17 protein-coding genes are annotated in these 18,454 nt (G+C 32.3%); 10 read left to right on the top strand and 7 right to left on the bottom strand.

Annotated features, from left to right (window positions below; all coding sequences use genetic code 11):
• From JVU85_RS13360 to JVU85_RS14020, 10 genes are all read left to right on the top strand, one after another.
• Window positions 1-1,259 (top strand): DUF927 domain-containing protein (locus tag JVU85_RS13360; RefSeq protein WP_204172782.1); only part of this gene is annotated, 1,259 nt, incomplete at its 5' end.
• Window positions 1,260-1,321: 62 nt separating this feature from the next.
• A complete protein-coding gene (locus JVU85_RS13355) occupies window positions 1,322-1,579 on the top strand; it encodes a hypothetical protein (RefSeq protein WP_058332293.1) in 258 nt (85 codons plus the stop codon).
• A gap of 177 nt (window positions 1,580-1,756) precedes the next feature.
• Window positions 1,757-3,106: a cassette chromosome recombinase CcrA gene (gene ccrA, locus JVU85_RS13350; protein WP_204172774.1), complete on the top strand. Its 1,350-nt coding sequence runs from the start codon at window positions 1,757-1,759 to the stop codon at window positions 3,104-3,106.
• Window positions 3,107-3,126: 20 nt separating this feature from the next.
• Entirely contained in the window at window positions 3,127-4,755 is a 1,629-nt protein-coding gene (gene ccrB / locus JVU85_RS13345; protein ID WP_204172772.1) for a cassette chromosome recombinase CcrB, read from the top strand.
• Between the two features lie 537 nt (window positions 4,756-5,292).
• On the top strand, window positions 5,293-6,222 hold the full coding sequence (locus JVU85_RS13340; protein ID WP_002506256.1) for a ketopantoate reductase family protein: 930 nt from the start codon (window positions 5,293-5,295) through the stop codon (window positions 6,220-6,222).
• Window positions 6,223-6,791: 569 nt separating this feature from the next.
• Window positions 6,792-7,130 (top strand): SAUGI family uracil-DNA glycosylase inhibitor, encoded by a 339-nt coding sequence (locus JVU85_RS13335; RefSeq protein ID WP_113587728.1) that lies wholly within the window; start codon window positions 6,792-6,794, stop codon window positions 7,128-7,130.
• A 95-nt stretch (window positions 7,131-7,225) separates the two neighbouring features.
• Window positions 7,226-7,537 carry a DUF960 family protein gene (locus tag JVU85_RS13330; protein WP_113587726.1) on the top strand — a complete coding sequence of 104 codons (312 nt, stop codon included), beginning with the start codon at window positions 7,226-7,228 and terminating at the stop codon, window positions 7,535-7,537.
• A 15-nt stretch (window positions 7,538-7,552) separates the two neighbouring features.
• A complete protein-coding gene (locus tag JVU85_RS13325) occupies window positions 7,553-8,065 on the top strand; it encodes a DUF1643 domain-containing protein (protein WP_113587724.1) in 513 nt (170 codons plus the stop codon).
• Window positions 8,066-8,190: 125 nt separating this feature from the next.
• Window positions 8,191-8,805: a hypothetical protein gene (locus JVU85_RS13320; protein WP_113587722.1), complete on the top strand. Its 615-nt coding sequence runs from the start codon at window positions 8,191-8,193 to the stop codon at window positions 8,803-8,805.
• Window positions 8,783-9,325, top strand: coding sequence for a hypothetical protein (locus tag JVU85_RS14020; protein ID WP_239441230.1), 543 nt, complete (start codon window positions 8,783-8,785; stop codon window positions 9,323-9,325). The genes JVU85_RS13320 and JVU85_RS14020 overlap by 23 nt, the downstream gene beginning before the upstream one ends.
• Window positions 9,326-9,522: 197 nt before the next feature.
• Here JVU85_RS14020 and JVU85_RS13310 read toward each other — a convergent pair whose 3' ends face one another.
• The 7 genes from JVU85_RS13310 to JVU85_RS13280 form a co-directional block, all read right to left on the bottom strand.
• A complete protein-coding gene (locus JVU85_RS13310; RefSeq protein ID WP_204172769.1) occupies window positions 9,523-12,645 on the bottom strand; it encodes a type I restriction endonuclease subunit R in 3,123 nt (1,040 codons plus the stop codon).
• Window positions 12,629-13,942, bottom strand: coding sequence for a restriction endonuclease subunit S (locus JVU85_RS13305; protein ID WP_204172768.1), 1,314 nt, complete (start codon window positions 13,940-13,942; stop codon window positions 12,629-12,631). The genes JVU85_RS13310 and JVU85_RS13305 overlap by 17 nt, the downstream gene beginning before the upstream one ends.
• The gene (locus tag JVU85_RS13300; protein WP_204172767.1) at window positions 13,932-15,446 is read right to left on the bottom strand and encodes a class I SAM-dependent DNA methyltransferase; all 1,515 of its coding nucleotides are present in this window, start codon (window positions 15,444-15,446) and stop codon (window positions 13,932-13,934) included. The genes JVU85_RS13305 and JVU85_RS13300 overlap by 11 nt, the downstream gene beginning before the upstream one ends.
• Window positions 15,447-15,485: 39 nt before the next feature.
• Complete coding sequence (locus JVU85_RS13295) at window positions 15,486-15,962, bottom strand: Pycsar system effector family protein (protein ID WP_204172766.1); 477 nt, start codon at window positions 15,960-15,962, stop codon at window positions 15,486-15,488.
• Between the two features lie 5 nt (window positions 15,963-15,967).
• Window positions 15,968-17,236, bottom strand: a complete 1,269-nt coding sequence (locus JVU85_RS13290; protein WP_204172765.1) for an adenylate/guanylate cyclase domain-containing protein — start codon at window positions 17,234-17,236, stop codon at window positions 15,968-15,970.
• A 312-nt stretch (window positions 17,237-17,548) separates the two neighbouring features.
• Window positions 17,549-18,094, bottom strand: a complete 546-nt coding sequence (locus JVU85_RS13285; protein WP_204172764.1) for a YdhK family protein — start codon at window positions 18,092-18,094, stop codon at window positions 17,549-17,551.
• A 17-nt stretch (window positions 18,095-18,111) separates the two neighbouring features.
• The coding region (locus JVU85_RS13280; protein ID WP_204172763.1) for an HAD-IC family P-type ATPase at window positions 18,112-18,454 on the bottom strand (343 nt) is incomplete at its 5' end.

Genomic DNA, 18,454 nt, shown 5'->3' with positions numbered 1-18,454 from the left:
AGCTTGCTGTGATATTTGGTGTTTCTTCATTAGTGACTGCGTTCTTAAAAACAAAGCATGAAGTCGAATATTTTGGCACGATATTTTCATTTATGGGGAACTCTAGTACGGGTAAATCGACTGCAGCGGCATTAGCAGTTTCAATAGCAGGTAATCCATCTAAAGGTGACCAAACATTATTCAGAGGTTGGAACGGCACCCGTAATGCAATTGAAGGATACTTAAGTAACAACTTTGGTGTTCCTATTGCCTTAGATGAATTATCAGCAGCTACCTTTAAAGATACAAATGGTTTACTTTATTCCCTAGCAGAGGGGCAAGGTCGTCTACGTGCTAATCGAGAAGGAAATGTAAAAAATCCTCACCACTTTGGATCTAGTGTGATTAGTACAGCAGAACACACAATATTCAAAGATGCTAGTGCAAATGATGGTTTGAGAGCAAGATGCATCGAAATATCTGAAGCCTTTACGACAAGCGCTGACAATGCGGACGCCATTAAAAAAGGAACATCAAAAAACTATGGACACGTAATGCCGTTAGTAGCTGAATATCTTCTAAATCGTGAATCTGAAGTAATCAAGTGGTTTCATAGAGAACACGATTGGTTCAAAACTCAGCTTAACAGTGAAACAAACAATGTAGGTATTCGAATGTTCAAACGCTATGCAACAATAACGACATCAGCAAGAATATTAGAACGTGTAATTGCAACCCCTATCGATTTGATCGCAGTTAGAGAGTACCTAGTTAGTTATCATGTAGATTCCGTAAGTGAACGCAGTTTGGCGGCCAAAGCGATTGATAGTGTGGTTCAATTCGTGGCACGCAATCGTAGTAAGTTTGCAGAAAGTAAAAAACTCTCCATAATGACTGAAAATTATGGCCTTATTGAGCTGAAAGACGATCACATTCAAGTCAAGATGCTTAAAGATGTTTTTAAACATATGTTAGAAGAAAACCAATACCAAGATGTAAAAAATGTAATAGATAGTTTAAGAGCAGAAGGATATATCCAGATGGATTCCGATCGGATAGCTATCAAACGTAATGTCAAAGATACTCAAGGCAAAACAAAAACGATCTTGTTCTACCATCTTGTATTGCCTAGTGAGTTTGCACCTGTTCTCGGTTTAAGCTCAAATTCTGAACCATACACACCACCGCAATTTGATAATAATACAACAAATAAGGAATTACTCAACAAATTTGTTAAAGATGGTAGAGAATGGGAAGAAAAGGGCGATTTAGAACTCTAAATATAAATATCGCTACAACGCGCTATGCGTTGTAGCTCATTAAATTAATCGGAGGCATAAAAATGAAAACAAACGTCAACTTATTAAATTACACAATTGATTCAGTAGAAGTCGATGATCATCAAAAACCTATTGTCGTTAATTATATCGACAGATACTACCATATGCAACAATATGTATTAACTGAAACGGAACAGAAGCTACTAAAATTTTATCACTTGTACCCTGAATTCATAAATGAAAAAGAGATAACTGAACATATTGTTCCAAGTACACAGAGTGAACGAATAACAATGCAACATGTTATCAATTCAATATAATTTGATATTTGGAGGTTGAACCATATGGACGAATTAATCACATTACTCGCTGATTTAGTGATTGAAGAAATCAATCACTTTGATGACTAATAATAACGCCCAACACCTCACTGGTGTTGGGCTCATCTATAAATTCGTTCATAAATATATATTATCACTGTGGAAGGAGGAAACAGGATGAAACAAGCAATGGGTTACTTACGACAGAGCACTACAAAGCAACAATCCTTAGCAGCACAAAAACAAACCATCAAGGTATTAGCCGAAAAACATAATATTCAACACATTACCTTTTATAGCGATAAACAATCAGGACGTACTGATAAGCGGAATGGTTATCAACAAATTACTGAACTAATTCAACAGGGACAATGTGACGTATTATGTTGTTATAGATTAAACCGACTTCATCGCAATCTTAAAAATGCATTAAAACTCATGAAATTGTGTCAAAAATATCATGTTCATATCTTAAGTGTTCATGATGGCTATTTTGATATGGATAAAGCATTCGATCGGCTCAAACTCAATATTTTCATCAGCTTGGCTGAACTAGAATCTGATAATATAGGTGAACAAGTCAAAAATGGAATCAAAGAAAAAGCGAAACAAGGTAAACTGATTACAACACATGCACCCTTTGGGTATCACTATCATAATGGTACATTCACGATAGACACAGTAAAAGCACCAACAGTAAAAGCTGTGTTCAATTATTACCTTCAAGGTTATGGTTATAAAAAAATTGCGCAATACTTAGAAGCTGATGATAAACTCATTAATCGCAAGCCCTATCAAGTGCGTAATATTATCCTTAACCCTAATTACTGTGGCCGTGTTATCAATCAATACGGACAATATGAAAACATGTTCCCAGCTATTGTCAGTACAACGATATACGAAGAAGCTCAAGTTACCCGAACTCAGAAACAAGTCAAACGTAAGCCGTCAGAAAATCAACTCAAACAAAAAATCAAATGTCCCTATTGTCATTCGACACTCACAAACATAACTGTCCGAAAAACAGATCATTCATTGCGTTACTATGTCTGTCCGCAAAATATGAATAATGCTCGCTTTGTTTGTGAATTTAAAGGAATCAACGCACAAGAATTAGAAACAAGTGTTTTAGCGACTTGTCAGGACTTCTTTCAAAATCAACAGCTCTATTCAAAAATAAACCATACTATTCGTCAACGACTCAAAAGACAAAGGATGCATGATACTAGTAACACATTAACTCAGGAAAAGCTTATTGAAAATTTAGCACAAGGAAAAATTGATGTAGAAACATTCAGAGAACAGTCCCAATCAATTAATCTACAGAATAAACCTATACAAGCAATAAGTGATATTCGTATAAAAGCATCACTACAAAAGGTTATACAGAAAAGTTTCACGTTAAACATGTTGTACCCTTACATCGATGAAATTCATATTACCAAAAGTAAAACGCTTACAGGTATCTATTTCAAAAATGAGCCCTTAAACATCGTCAATCAAACAGCACAATCATCGATTGCTTAATCAGAAAGGATGAAAAAATCATGCAACAACTCAAACAAAAACGTGTCGGTATCTATGTCCGCGTATCAACAGAAATGCAAAGTGCAGAGGGTTATAGTATCGACGGTCAAATCAATCAAATCAAAGAATATTGTAACTTCCATCATTTCGAAGTCAAAGATATATACGCTGATCGTGGTATTTCAGGAAAGTCTATGAACCGCCCTGCACTTCAACGTATGTTACATGATGCGAATAAAGGTCATATTGATTGTGTTATGGTGTATAAAACAAATCGACTCGCACGTAATACATCAGACTTACTCAAAATTGTCGAAGATTTGCATAAACAAAATGTCGAATTTTTCAGTTTGTCTGAGCGTATGGAAGTCAACACTTCTTCTGGTAAACTCATGTTACAAATACTTGCAAGTTTTTCCGAATTTGAAAGAAATACCATTTTAGAGAATATTTACACCGGACAACATCAAAGAGCCTTAGAAGGCTATTACCAAGGTAATCTTCCTTTAGGATATAATAACATACCAGATAATAAAAAAGATTTGATGATTAATCAGCATGAAGCTAATATTGTGAAATATATTTTTGAATCTTACGCCAAAGGTCATGGTTACCGTAAAATTGCGAATGCACTTAATCATAAAGGTTATGTCACTAAGAAAGGTAATCCTTTTAGTATTTCAGCTGTTACTTATATTCTCTCAAACCCATTCTATATTGGTAAAATTCAATTCGCGAAATACAAAGATTGGAATGATAAACGTCGTAAAGGCTTGAATGATAAACCAGTAATCGCCGAAGGCAAACACACCCCTATTATTAGCCAATCATTATGGGATAAAGTCCAAGCACGTAAAAAACAAGTAAGTGAAAAACCACAAGTTCATGGTAAAGGAACCAATATTTTAACTGGATTAATTTCGTGTCCCCAATGTTCTGCTTCAATGTCTGCGAGCACAACAGTTAATACACTTAAAGATGGTACTAAAAAACGCATTCGCTACTATTCGTGTAGTAACTTTCGTAATAAAGGGTCAAAAGTATGTTCTGCGAATAGTGTCAGAGCCGATGTAATTGAAAAATATGTTATGGATCAAATACTCGAAATTGTTAAAAGCGACAAGGTTATCAAGCAAGTCGTTGAGCGTGTCAATCAAGAACATCAAATTGATACGTCTGCACTCAATCATGATATCGCATATAAGCAACAACAATATGATGAGGTCCAAATCAAATTAGATAACTTGATAAAAACGCTTGAAGATAATCCAGACTTAACATCTGTGCTTAAAAATACGATTCATCAGTATGAAAAACAACTCAATGACATCACAACTCAAATCAATCAACTTAAGCAACAACAAAATCAAGAGAAACCATCTTATGATAAGAAACAAATCGCTGCCCTATTACAACGAATATTTCAAAATATAGAATCCATGGATAAATCACAGCTCAAAGCTTTGTACCTAACGGTTATTGACCGTATTGATATTCGTAAAGATGAGAATCATAAAAAGCAATTCTATGTCACTCTCAAGCTCAATAATGAAATTATTAAACAACTTTTCAATAATACCAATCTAGACGAAGTGCTCCTCAGCACTTCGTCTTTGTTTTTGCCTCAAACACTCTACTTTCAAATCTAATATCTATGTACTGTCCTTTCGTCATTCAATAACACCCATCTAACGAACCTTTTCAACATACTAACAAGTCACAACTCAATGTGAAGCTTATATTGTATGACGAAAGAACATCCCAAAATAAAATATGAACGGGATAGCAATGGGATTTGATAACTTCATGTATAAGAAGGATTACGCAAGCGTAATCCCGAAATCCCATTATTATTTATAATTAAATAATATAAAAAGAAAAAGTAAGTCGTACTGACATCTACAAATCCAAATCATATATAAATATATAGCTATATTTCCCGAGAAATAAGCGGGATAACGGGATTTCCTCGTCATATCAATAATTGTGATGATTTTCGATTGGGATATTTTCTGTATTTCAATGGGATTTTCAAATAATACTAAAAACCATAATATGATAACCAACTGAATGATGGTTCAAATCAAAGAATTGCGCAACAATTCACTAAAAGGTCTAAAATGATATAATTCAATTATATTGTAATATTTATTATAAAATCTAAAAATAGCTAAGGAGTGTATTTTATGTACAAAATAGCCATAGCAGGTGCAGGCGCAATGGGTGGAAGAATTGGTATTTCTATAAAAGAAGCTGGTTATGACGTAACACTTATAGATAATTGGGAAGAGCATGTTAATCAAATTAATCAAGATGGCATGAACATTAAAACAGAAACAGATAACTACTCAATTAACATTCCCGCAATATTAACCAAAGATGTTTCAGCTGAATTTGATCTCATCATAATATTAACCAAAGCTATGCAATCTGAAGAGATGTTACAACGTTTACAAGAAGCTGGCTGTATTCATAGTGGGACAGCTATATTAAGTATGATGAATGGCTTAGGTCATGAAGAGCGATTATCACAAATTGTTCCGCTATCACAAATCTATCTTGGCGTAACTATGTGGACAGCTGGACTGCGCGGGCCAGGTCAATTATTACTCGAAGGCGAAGGATCTATATATCTACAAAGAGCAGATGGTGAAGTAGATGAACAAGCTAATACTATACTTCAAATATTCAATGACTCTGGCTTGAATGCACAAATTAGTTCCAATGTATTCGAATCAATATGGTCTAAAGCTACACTCAATAGTGTTTTAAATCCTCTATGTACGATATTAAACAAAACCATTTACGAATTTGGTAATTATGCACAATCAGATGAAATGATTATGCCAATTATTGATGAAATTGTCGCAGTTGCAAAGGCAAAAGACATTCATTTGGATCGTAATGAGCTTTTTAAAAAAGTTGTATCAGCCTATCCAAAAGAAGCTCAAGGACTTCATTACCCATCAATGCATCAAGATTATTCAAATGGCCGCTTAACTGAAATAGACTACCTTAATGGACAAATAGCTGCTTATGGAAAAGAATTTAATATACCTACACCGATTAATACAATGCTAACTCATCTTGTCCACCAATTAGAATCAAAATTATAATAACTACAAAATCAAATTTAATCATTCTTCTCTCGACGAAGTGCGTTTCAGCACTTCGTCTTTATTTTTACCTCAAACCCTCTTTCTCAAAATATAATATAAACATACTTGTCCTTTCGTCATTCAATAACACGCATCTATCAAATATTTCAACAAACTAATCAGTCATAACTCGATATGAAGCTTATATTGTATGACGAAAGAACATCCCAAAATAAAATATGAACGGGATAGCAATGGGATTTGATAAATACATGTAGGATAAGGAATACGCAAGCGTAATCCCGAAATCCCATTATTATTTATAAATAAATAATATAAAAAGAAAAAGTAAGTCGTACTGACATCTACAAATCCAAATCATATATAAATATATAGCTATATTTCCCGAGAAATGAGCGGGATAACGGGATTTCCTTGTCATATCAACAATTGTGATGATTTTCGATTGGGATATTTTCTGTATTTCAGTGGGATTTCTAAGCGAAACAAACATTATTTCAAACTTATATTATCTAAATGATGTATCACATGTATACATCAACCAAATACATTAGGAGGTCATAACAATGACATTAGAACTACAACTCAAGCACTATATAACCAACTTATTCAATCTGCCAAGGGATGAAAAATGGGAATGTGAATCCATCGAAGAAATCGCTGATGATATCTTACCCAATCAATATGTAAGACTTGGTCCACTTAGTGATAAAATACTACAGACTAATACCTACTACTGTGACACACTGCACGAAAGTAATATCTATCCCTTCATCCTCTACTATCAAAAACAACTCATAGCCATCGGCTATATCGATGAAAATCATGATATGGATTTCTTATATCTACACAACACTATCATGCCCCTTTTGGATCAACGATACTTACTAACAGGAGGACAATAATATGCATAAATACATCAAAATTACACAACTCGTCATTACAATTCTTAATGAAATTATCATTTGGATGAAAGAATCAGAACGAAAGGAAAACGCTTATGAATAGATATATTACTCGAGGTATTGCCAATAACTTACCTATCATCTTACAACAACAATTATGGAAACTAGTAGCACAACGTGAAAACGAACAGTCCAAGGAACTAGAAGCAATAGATTACTTTCATATCTTCCAGTTCAGCATGCATAATGATCAATTATATATCAAACACAAACAAGAACGTCCTGAGTACATCAAAACACATAAAGCTAATTATTCAAAAGCTATCAATATAAATAAGGTCTATATTATCCGAGAAGATGATGTAGACCTTTCTTATTACGTCATGTTATTACCAGAAGAATACTAGAGGAGTGAAAATTACATGAAAACAATCAAAAGTACATTAGAAACCGAAGCTATATTCAGTGATGACCAACAACATCGCTATCTACTTAAGAAAACATGGGACAGTGAAAAACAAACGATCACAATCATTACAATGTATCCGCATTATGATGGCATTCTCAATATTGATTTGACAACTCAGCTCATTATGAACAAAGTATCAGAAATGGATGCATTTGGTTCAATCAATTTTGTGAATCTATACTCTAATATAACGACACCAATCAACCTAAAACATCTGGAAAATGCCTATGATAAGCATACAGATATTCAAATTATGAAGGCAGTAAAAGAATCAGATGAAGTGATATTAGCTTGGGGTGCATACGCTAAAAAACCCGTTGTTGAATCACGCGTTAATGAAATATTAGAAATGTTGAAGCCACATAAGAAGAAAGTGAAACAACTTATTAATCCAGCAACCAATGAAATCATGCATCCCCTTAATCCAAAAGCCAGACAGAAATGGACATATAAGTATATAAATTAATTTTTTAAAATAATAATAGTGAAGCGTAGCAAAATAAATTGATATAAAATTAAAATAATAGTAGAAAAGCGTAGCAAAATAGATTAATATATAATTAAAATAATTATAGAATGGGGAATAATAGTGTGAAGAAAGTTTTCGCAAGTTTAGGCGTTGTTTTATTAGTTGCAGTATTGGGAGTTGCTGTTATATTTGCATATGGCAGTTACAAAGATTTAGAAGTTAAAAAAGAAGAAACTAAAGTAACTGAAAAAAAACAAAAAGATAGTAAGAACAAAACTTCAAAAAATGAACAACAAGATAAAGCTTCAAACCAAACTGAACTCCAAGAATCAGCAAACATAAGTAATAACCAAAATAATACTACAAATGAGGAACTTAATACTGATGAAGTTCGAACAACAGAAGATGGTGAAGTAATTAAAAAAACTAAGAACGGCATAGACTATACTGGTGAATTTGATTCTCCTGAAGAAGAGGAAGAGTTCGAAAAAGGTGTAATGGCTCAATCTGGTGGTGGAGCTACAAATGAAGAAAATACAGAAGAAAGCTCACCTAAATATACTGCTGAAGATGCTAAAAACATGTCTGATGACGAATTCCTAGATGCTTATAAAGAAGGGATGAGTGAAGAAGAAGCTGCTTCTGTTGATGAAGCTGCAGATGGATCTGGTGATTATGTTGGTTACTTGAGAGGTCAAGTTGAAGCACGCGCCAATGGTCAAGGTGGCAATTATTAAATTTAAGGATGAAAAAATCATGAAAAAATTATTAAGTACAATAACAGTAATTGCCATCATTGGCATATTAGCAGCTGTTGGATTTTTTGGATACAACAAATATCAGGAAGTAGAGTTAGAAAAAAATAAATTACAAGCACAGCAAAAAGAAAATGACGACAATAATTCACAAAATATTAGTGAAACATCTAATAATGAGAATCAATCGAATGAAAGTCAAAATAATAGTCAAGATCAATCTACAACAGAAGAAAATATAAATGATGAACAACAAGTGACTAGAGATAATGTTTTTGATTATTTACTTGCCGGATTAGATGAAATGTATGACGGTGAGTTTGATAAAGATTTAATAACTTTCCAAGATCCAGTTAAAAATGAAGATGATGATTGGAAAATTCTTGCAAATAATAAGAGTGGGCATGGATCTTATGTTTTTGTCGTAACACCGACTGGACTAGTTGAAGAAGTTAACAATGCTGGTGAAGTAGAATCAACAGTTCAAGTAAATTTAGATTAATATAGATATGCGATTATAAAAGACTAAAAATGACAGATATGTATCTAATCTGAAATCACAAGTGAATTCTAAATGCTTAACCAATATTTTGAAAAGTATTTAGAAGCAATAAAACTCATAATTCATTAAATCATATTTTGAAATTAATAAATGCGGTTAGAGAAATAATTTTTCTCTAACCGCATTCTTATATGTTTTTATTGCTGACTTGCCATTAATTCAGCTTGTTCTACCACTTGTTCAACAGCCATTTTTTGAAGGTCAGGTGGATAACCATATTTCTTCAATAATCTTCTAACTTGGACTCTCATTTTAGCTTTAGCACTGTCTCGTTTAGACCAATCAACACTCATGTTATCCTTAACTGTTTTAGTTAACTCATGTGCAATGGCTCTTAACTCTTTATCGCCCAAAGCTTCTTTAGCTGTTTCATGTGAAGCTAATGCATCATAAAAAGCAATTTCTTCTGTACTCAAGCCTAAATTTTTACCTCGTTGCTGCTCTTGATTAATTTCTTTTGCCATTTGTATTAATTCTTCAATAACTTTAGAAGCTTCTATAGACCGATTGTTGTATTTTTGAATAGATTTACCTAGCATTTCAGAAAATTGTTTGGATACGGTTGCGTTCGTTTTCATTAATGACTTAACTTGCCCTTTAAGTAATTTATTCAATAATTCAACTGCTACATTTTTCTGTTGTAATCCTTCTACATCTTTTAAGAAATCGTCAGATAAAATAGAGATATCTGGGTTTTCTAAACCGAGTGTTTGATATATATCTACAACTTCTTCAGTTACAACGGATTTTGATATCAACTGATTAATTTCAGCTTCAACTTCAGCTGGGGATTTTTTACGTTCATCATCTCCTGGTGGTGGCGCTAATAATTTAATGATGCCTGCTTTAACGGCTTTTAAGAATGCAATTTCACTATTTAATTCTTGAGCTGCTTCTTCTGTTGCACATAAAGCGAAAGCTTTGCCAAGTTCAGTGACTGTATTCACAAATCTTTGTCTTTCTTCTTCGCCTAAGCCAATCACATAATCCATCGTATTTGAGATGACATTATATCGATCAGATTTTTTATCTGATTCGAAGTCAGAATAATCATGATTATATAACATATCTTGAATGACATCGTATTTCATTAACATAATTTCTAAAGCTTTATCTGTATCCACACCCGTTTGATCTTTATCAGAATCTGTATACTCTTTTAAAGCTTCTTTAAGACTTTCAGCGATACCTACATAGTCCACAATTAAGCCACCAGGTTTGTCTTTAAACACTCTATTCACACGTGCAATTGCTTGCATTAGATTATGCCCATGCATTGGTTTATCAATATACATGGTATGCATAGAAGGTACATCAAAACCTGTTAACCACATATCTCTCACAATAACGAGTTGTAATTCATCTTCAACATCTTTCATACGACTCTCTAGCAGGTTCCTTCTTTTTTTAGGACCAATATGTCTCTGGAAGTTTTTAGGATCGCTTGATGAACCTGTCATTACAACTTTGATAACACCTTGGTTATCATCATCTGAATGCCATTCGGGTTTTAGTCTTACAATTTCATCATATAAATCAACCGCTATACGGCGACTCATTGTGACAATCATGCCTTTACCTTTCATCGCCTTTTGTCTTGTTTCAAAGTGATTGATAATATCAGTTGCTAGAGAATGAACACGTTGTTCTGAGCCTGATAATGCTTCTATTCGAGACCATTTAGACTTTAATCGTGTTTTGACATCGTCTTCTTGTCCGGAAGTAATATCATCATAAGCTGCATCAATATCTAAATCTGTAGGTAAATTTAATGGGATTATTCGGCTTTCATAATATATTTTAACCGTACTACCGTCTTCAACAGCTTGCGTCATATCATACACATCAATGTAATTTCCAAAAACCATCTGTGTATTTTTGTCTGTCGAAGATACAGGCGTTCCAGTGAATCCAACAAATGAAGCGTTAGGTAAAGCATCTCTTAAATATTTGGCATAACCATATTTAATACCTTCACCTTTTTCGTCGTAAGATGCGCTAAAACCATATTGTGTACGGTGTGCTTCATCGGCCATTACAATGACATTTCTGCGTTCTGTTAGGGCATCCATAGTAACTTTGCCTTCTTCTGGTTCGAATTTCTGCATTGTTGTAAATACAATCCCTCCAGATTCAACTGATAATAGTTCTTTCAACTCTTTACGAGAATCTGCTTGTTTAGGCGTCTGTCTTAATAATCCCTTACCAGAACGACCTTTAGATTTTACAAAAGTACTATGTAGTTGATTATCTAGGTCATTACGGTCAGTTACCACAACTAAAGTAGGGTTATTTAGCTTTTGAATTAATTTTCCCGAAAAGAAAACCATCGTCAAACTTTTACCTGAGCCCTGAGTATGCCAAATAACGCCACCTTTACCATCTCCTTGGTCAGAAGTGGCTTCTATTGCGCGATCAACGGCTTTATTAACCGCATAATATTGATGATAAGCAGCTAAAATTTTAACAATATTACCTTTACCATCATCTTGAAATAAAATGAAATGTCGAATTAAATCTAATAATACTTCTTTATTTAACATGCCATGGATTAATACATCTAAACTTGCCATTGTAGACGAAGCTTCAGTCTTACCATCTTTTGTTCGCCATGTCATGAAACGATCATAATCTGCAGTCATAGAGCCCGCTTTTGTATTAATACCATCACTTGTTACCAATACAGCATTGTGATTAAATAATTGAGGAATTCTCATTTTATAAGTTTCCAATTGATGATAACCATCTTCTACACCTACAGATTCATTAGTAGAACTTTTAAGTTCAATGACAACAACAGGTAAACCATTGATAAACAATACAACGTCTGGTCGTTTATTGTAATCACCATTTACTACCGTCAATTGATTCACAGCCAGGAAGTCATTATTTCCTGGGTTATTAAAGTCGAATACATAAACCAAATCATTGATTGTTTCTCCATCTTCATTATAATGTTCTACTTCAATCCCATTTGTGATCATTTCATGGAATATTCGATTATTTTCAATTGAATTTGGTGATTTTTCTATGGATATTTCATGAATTGCTTGTTGAATTGCATTGTTGTGTAAATCTGGGTTAATACGTCTTAAAGCGTTTTCTAAACGGTTATCCAGCACAACGTCTTTATCGCTTTCTCGTTCAGGCGTAATACCTGTTTCACTAATTTCTCTGCCATTCTTAATTGTATAGCCCAGTTCTTCAAACCATTCAAGCGCAACTTGTTCTAAATCATCTTCACTAAATTGAAAGCTCATCTTTATTCACCTCCATATCATCAGGTATCTCTATTTCTCCCGACATTAATTTTGGTAGTAACGTATCACGTAGTTGTATTAAATAGTTATTTTCTTTTTGGAAATTCAAAATTATTTCAAAATTGGAATGTACTAATTTATCATATTTCAATAATAATTCATTTATTGGTTTAACTAATTTAATTTTTTCAAACTGTGTCTTATTTAAATTCAATGTAGCACTACCACCACTGCCTAAATCACGAATATAATTTCTCATACCTTTTAAATAAAAATATAGATAGTATAGTTCAGTTTTATTAGGTGTGAAGCTATTAATCTGCTGATTAGTTAATGTATCATTAGAAATTATACTAACTAGTCCAGGAGTAGCAATGCAACTAATTGCTAGCGAATTTTTTTCTAATATTTTTTTTTCTAATTTTTCAATACCAGTCTCACTAATATATCTTTCAGTGTTTAATGCAAATACATCTTTATGCATGTCTGGAATTGTTAAAAAAGGAATACCTGTTTCAGAATAATTTTCTTTTACTTTTGTACTTGGTGTTTTACCAGTAATAACATTATTATTTGCAAAATCATTAATGTTATTAACAATCCAACCTTTAGGTATCTCACCTAATTCACTCTCAACCATTTCTCCACCACTTGATTTGTAGGGATTTCCATTTTCATCAGGAAATTCAAAATCAACAAACCAACGTTTGAACAGTGTTTGTGAAAGTTCTTCAAGGTTTGCTATGATTTTTTGGTTATTTTCAATTTTTTTATCGATACTGTTTAATACTATACCTATATATTTTTGGATTTTTAAATTTGGTAGTGATATTTCAAATTCTAAAATTCGTTTAGGGGAAGTATGTTTGACAGTACTCCCAGTAGCAGACCCTAATATATGATGTCTGTATTCTCTTGTGCATAGTAAATAAAACAAAAAATTTTTATCTAACTTCTCTTCATCAATATTAATTACACGTCCTAATCTTTGATTATGTAAATAATATTTACTTAAATCGTTTGGTACAATTGCTGGGAAACCTAAAGTATCGCCTTTTTTACTCAAATCAGTCAAATTAATAAAAATATCTCCAGGTTCAAATATATAATTTTTATCAAATTCAATATTTTCTTCTAAATATTTAATTTTGTCTAACTTGATGCCACCGCCAGCTTTTACATTTCCAGGCGTCATTATGTGAAATTTAGTTTTTGTATCGGAAAAATTATTACTTTTAAACGGATATCCATGTTTTACTTCAAATAAATCCTTGAAGTGAAATATATTATAGTCCATAGCCTAACCCCTCCAATGATTTTCGGATTTGGTCCTCAAGTTCTTTTGATTTAGCAAATTGTTTACTTAAATCTGCTGTAATTCGATCCATTTTTTGTTCAAATGGTTCTGAATCTTCTTCAACATCTGCTAAACCGACATAACGGCCAGGTGTTAAGATATATTCGTTATCTTTGATTTCTTCAGTTTTGGCTACTTTACAAAAACCTGCTTTATCTTCATATTGGTTATCATTTGTACCGCGCCATGAATGATATACACTTGCTATATCTTTAATTTCTTCATTGGAGAATTCTTTTAGTGTTCTAGATACCATACTTCCAACTTTTCTTGCATCGATAAAGAGGACTTCTTCTTTACGTTCATTTTTGCCATTCTTTTCTTTATCTTTTGAAATAAACCATAAACAAACTGGTATTTGTGTTGAGTAAAATAATTGACCTGGTAAGGTTACAATACACTCTACTAAATCTTGTTCGACTAAGTTTTTGCGAATTTCTAATTCATCTTTACCGCTTGTAGACATTGAGCCATTTGCTAGAACAAAACCCGCAGTGCCACTTGGTGCAAGTTTAGAAATCATATGTTGAATCCATGCATAGTTGGCATTTCCTTTTGGAGGAACACCAAATCTCCAACGATGGTCATCTAATAATTTTTCTTGTCCCCAATCGCTTGCATTAAAAGGCGGATTAGCAAGGATGAAATCTGCTTTTAGCCCTTTATGTAAATCATTAAGAAACGTGTCAGCATGATGGTCTCCTAAATCACTATCAATACCTCTAATTGCCAAATTCATTTTCGCTAATTTCCAAGTTGTTGGATTTGATTCTTGACCATAAACAGCAATATTGTCTAAACGTCCTTGATGACGCTCTACAAAACGTTCACTTTGTACAAACATTCCACCAGAACCGCAGCAGGGATCATAGATTCTACCTTCATAAGGTTCAATCATTTCAACAAGTAATTTAACGATTGATGATGGTGTATAGAATTCACCGGCATTTTTTCCTTCAGCACTTGCAAATTTTGCGATAAAGTATTCATAAACACGGCCTAAGACGTCTTGCTTTTTACTTTCAGAATCCCCAACTTTGAATGTGAATAGGTCAATAATATCGCCTAATTTCTCTTTATCTAATGCAGGTCTTGCGTAATCTTTAGGTAATACACCTTTTAGTGATTCATTTTCTTTTTCAATTGCTATCATTGCTTTATCAATAATTTGACCAATTTCTGGTTTTTTAGAATTATCGTTAATATATTGCCAACGTGCTTCTTTAGGAACCCAGAAAATATTCTCTGCTAAATACTCATCTTTATCTTCTTCATCTGCATATTCATCATTTTTCAATTCTTCGTATTTCTCTTCAAAAGAATCAGATACATATTTTAAGAATATTATACCTAATGCTACATTCTTATATTCTGCCGCATCCATACTCCCACGTAATTTATCTGCAGCTTGCCATAACTTTTCTTCGAATCCTATAGTTGCCATGATCTCTCAACTCTCCTTATTATATTTACTCTATAAAACTTAAGAATTTAGTACTCTAAAGATACTAGATAATAATAAACAAAAATATCCCCCTGCAGAAACAAAAAATATTATCCTGAGTATTTTATATTTTCTCGAAGCTGTTTTAGCTAAAAAGTAGTTTTGCTGTATTATCTTATCTTGGAGCGTTTCTTCTGTTTCTAATTTTATTTGATTTAGAAACTCTTCCTCTTTCATCCTATTTACATTATCCCAAAAAATAATTCCTTTTTCACTTTTATTATTTGTTCTCGGATATACCACATATGCTGCTAGCACAATTGAAATTACCAATGATATAAAACCTACAAAATTGAAAAACGATTGAGTATTATTAAAATTTATATTAATATTAGAGAAATTAAACTTTAAAATAAATCCATTTATAGTTATAATAGCTAGTGCTTTAGCATCTGCAAATTTAATATAATCACTTAAATAACTTTGATGTAATTTTATAAATTCATCTTTTTTCATTTTGTTCAATCCTCTACTCCTAATTTTCTCACTTCTCTATCATTATCATTTATATAAATACCAAACCTATCCTTGCGAATTAATTTATCATTTCCGTCATATAAATAGCATTCCATAAAGTGTAATCCTGTATAAGCCGTTGCTTGAATACAATATTGGCATCCTTCGTACTTAACCATTTCAAATTCTAATTCATTTAGTATTCTTGCCTCTTTCCCATAGTTTACTACTCTCCATTTAATATTATTGTAATTCAAATTCTCATTATAAATTTCTAATTTATATCTTAGACTCTTTCCTTTTTCTACTGCATTATTTCTCTCAATATATTCGTATTCATTCTGATTTTCATCAATAATCCAACATCGTATTTTAAAGTCTTCAGGAGAATAATATTGATTATTAACGGATGAATAAGGAGATAACATTGAAAAACTATCAAGATAACTTTCCCATTCAAATATTTCCATAGAATATCTACCATAATTACTTGTATCTAAAATATACCTTTTTTCAATAACACTACCATCTCTCTTTTCAGTTTTTGTACTTCGAAATTCTTTTGGAATATCTAAGTATTTATTTATATTTTCTCCTATCATTATTTTATTTGAAGGTGCTTTGCCTTGTAATTTTGAAGCTAAATCAGTATGAATACTAGTAGAAGTTATCTCATTAATTCCATCAAGACCATATTTTGACCACAATACACTTTGATCATCACCAAAATCAATTCCAATTCTAATTTTTAAAGGTTCTAAATTTTTATTTTCAAAAAAATCTTTTAGTGTTGTATCATTAAAGTATTGCATTAATGACGCTGCATTAATTGCGTTAATTATTGCATCGCTTTTTTTCATTTCTTGATGTCCAAAATATACAAGTACCGCGTCTCCTTGTATTCTATGTATATGACCATCAAATGCTCGAAATATTTCTATAGCACTGGATATTATCGCATTTTTATATAGCTTAACTTTATCCAAACTATATTTCAAAGCTAACTTTGTAGACCCAGATATATCTATAAAAAGGGAGCAAATATACTGATATTCAATAGTATTTTCTATTTTTAAAAAATCAGGATGTGTTCCTATACTTTCAGAAAATATTTCCCCCTTTTTTCCAAACAACTCTCTTATCTCTTGAACCATAGGAAGATAACTATTTTTTTCATTATTATTTCTTATTTCGTAAGATTTACTAGTGTAATTTTGAAATTTTGTAATATTATTTTGAAATAAATTATCAAAAATCTTTTTGTGATTGTCCATTCTATAACCCCTTACTTATTAAATTGTTATAAACCTCAAATGTTCTGATACGTTCAAAATACCTTTATGAAGCGGCTGAAAAAACCGCATCATTTATGATATGCTTCTGCTTATCAGGTAGTGATGCGGTTTTTAATTATATAATTTCAATTAATAAGGTAATGAACAGTTTTTTGATAAATGTTATTCTTCTAAAATTCTTTTTAATTTACACACTAAAAAATATCCTCCTTAACAATAATAAGTTATTTAAATTATTGATTAAGGAGGATATTTTTATATCTATTTATTTCTCAATTTAGAACTAGATTTTTATCGTGCTTTCAGCTCATTTCCTGTCATCCATTTATGATTTTTAATGATTTTACCATTATCTTTGGATTTGTAATCAACTACGTAAACAGTAGTCTTTTTCACGTTATCTATATTGGCTGTAGCACCTTTCATACCAGACATATGACTTGCTTCTAATTTAACAGTATCGCCCTTACTAAATCCATCTTTAGGTGCATCTTTAATCTCTTCGTTTACGACCCATTTATGATTCTTTACTTTTTCATTTCCATTTGTGGGTTTATAACTTACAACATAGGCATATGTTTTATACGCACCTTTTACAGTAGCTTCTGCACCTTTCATACCTGGCATATGCCCTGCTGTAATCGTTACTTTATCTCCCACTTTAAATTCACCCTCATTAGTCGATTTCATATCTTCTGGAACTTTACTTTCATCATTATGCTTCATATGGCTCTCACTTTTTTGGTCATTAGTGTCTTTATCTTTTTCATCATTATTGGAGCAAGCTGATAATATTAGTAATGATCCTAATATCATAAAAAATAATTTTTTAATCATAATAAAACTCCTATCTTTTATTTTAATTTTAATGTAAAGGCATTAATTGCAACAATAACCGTACTTAGTGACATTAAAATAGCACCTATTGCAGGTGATAAAATCAAGCCGATAAATGCTAAAATACCAGCTGCTAAAGGTACAGCAACAATATTATAACCTGCACCCCACCATAAGTTTTGCACCATTTTTCTCATAGTATTATTTGAGAGGGTCAAGAAATGGATAATATCTGATGGATTACTTTTAACGAGTATAATATCAGCTGACTCAACTGCTACATCCGTTCCTGCGCCAATTGCAATACCAATATCTGCTCTTATAAGACTTGGTGCGTCATTGATACCGTCTCCGACCATC

Source organism: Staphylococcus sp. GDY8P72P (genome assembly GCF_016890655.1).
In the GTDB taxonomy this organism is placed as follows: domain Bacteria; phylum Bacillota; class Bacilli; order Staphylococcales; family Staphylococcaceae; genus Staphylococcus; species Staphylococcus arlettae.
This window is presented reverse-complemented; position numbering and strand designations above follow the sequence as displayed.

What these genes read in the sequence shown, in the direction of transcription:
- JVU85_RS13355 (WP_058332293.1), top strand. Translation starts at nt 1,322, where the DNA reads ATGAAAACAAACGTCAACTTATTAAATTACACAATTGATTCAGTAGAA.
- ccrA (WP_204172774.1), top strand. Translation starts at nt 1,757, where the DNA reads ATGAAACAAGCAATGGGTTACTTACGACAGAGCACTACAAAGCAACAA.
- ccrB (WP_204172772.1), top strand. Translation starts at nt 3,127, where the DNA reads ATGCAACAACTCAAACAAAAACGTGTCGGTATCTATGTCCGCGTATCA.
- JVU85_RS13340 (WP_002506256.1), top strand. Translation starts at nt 5,293, where the DNA reads ATGTACAAAATAGCCATAGCAGGTGCAGGCGCAATGGGTGGAAGAATT.
- JVU85_RS13335 (WP_113587728.1), top strand. Translation starts at nt 6,792, where the DNA reads ATGACATTAGAACTACAACTCAAGCACTATATAACCAACTTATTCAAT.
- JVU85_RS13330 (WP_113587726.1), top strand. Translation starts at nt 7,226, where the DNA reads ATGAATAGATATATTACTCGAGGTATTGCCAATAACTTACCTATCATC.
- JVU85_RS13325 (WP_113587724.1), top strand. Translation starts at nt 7,553, where the DNA reads ATGAAAACAATCAAAAGTACATTAGAAACCGAAGCTATATTCAGTGAT.
- JVU85_RS14020 (WP_239441230.1), top strand. Translation starts at nt 8,783, where the DNA reads ATGGTCAAGGTGGCAATTATTAAATTTAAGGATGAAAAAATCATGAAA.
- JVU85_RS13310 (WP_204172769.1), bottom strand. Translation starts at nt 12,645, where the DNA reads ATGAGCTTTCAATTTAGTGAAGATGATTTAGAACAAGTTGCGCTTGAA.
- JVU85_RS13305 (WP_204172768.1), bottom strand. Translation starts at nt 13,942, where the DNA reads ATGGACTATAATATATTTCACTTCAAGGATTTATTTGAAGTAAAACAT.
- JVU85_RS13300 (WP_204172767.1), bottom strand. Translation starts at nt 15,446, where the DNA reads ATGGCAACTATAGGATTCGAAGAAAAGTTATGGCAAGCTGCAGATAAA.
- JVU85_RS13295 (WP_204172766.1), bottom strand. Translation starts at nt 15,962, where the DNA reads ATGAAAAAAGATGAATTTATAAAATTACATCAAAGTTATTTAAGTGAT.
- JVU85_RS13290 (WP_204172765.1), bottom strand. Translation starts at nt 17,236, where the DNA reads ATGGACAATCACAAAAAGATTTTTGATAATTTATTTCAAAATAATATT.
- JVU85_RS13285 (WP_204172764.1), bottom strand. Translation starts at nt 18,094, where the DNA reads ATGATTAAAAAATTATTTTTTATGATATTAGGATCATTACTAATATTA.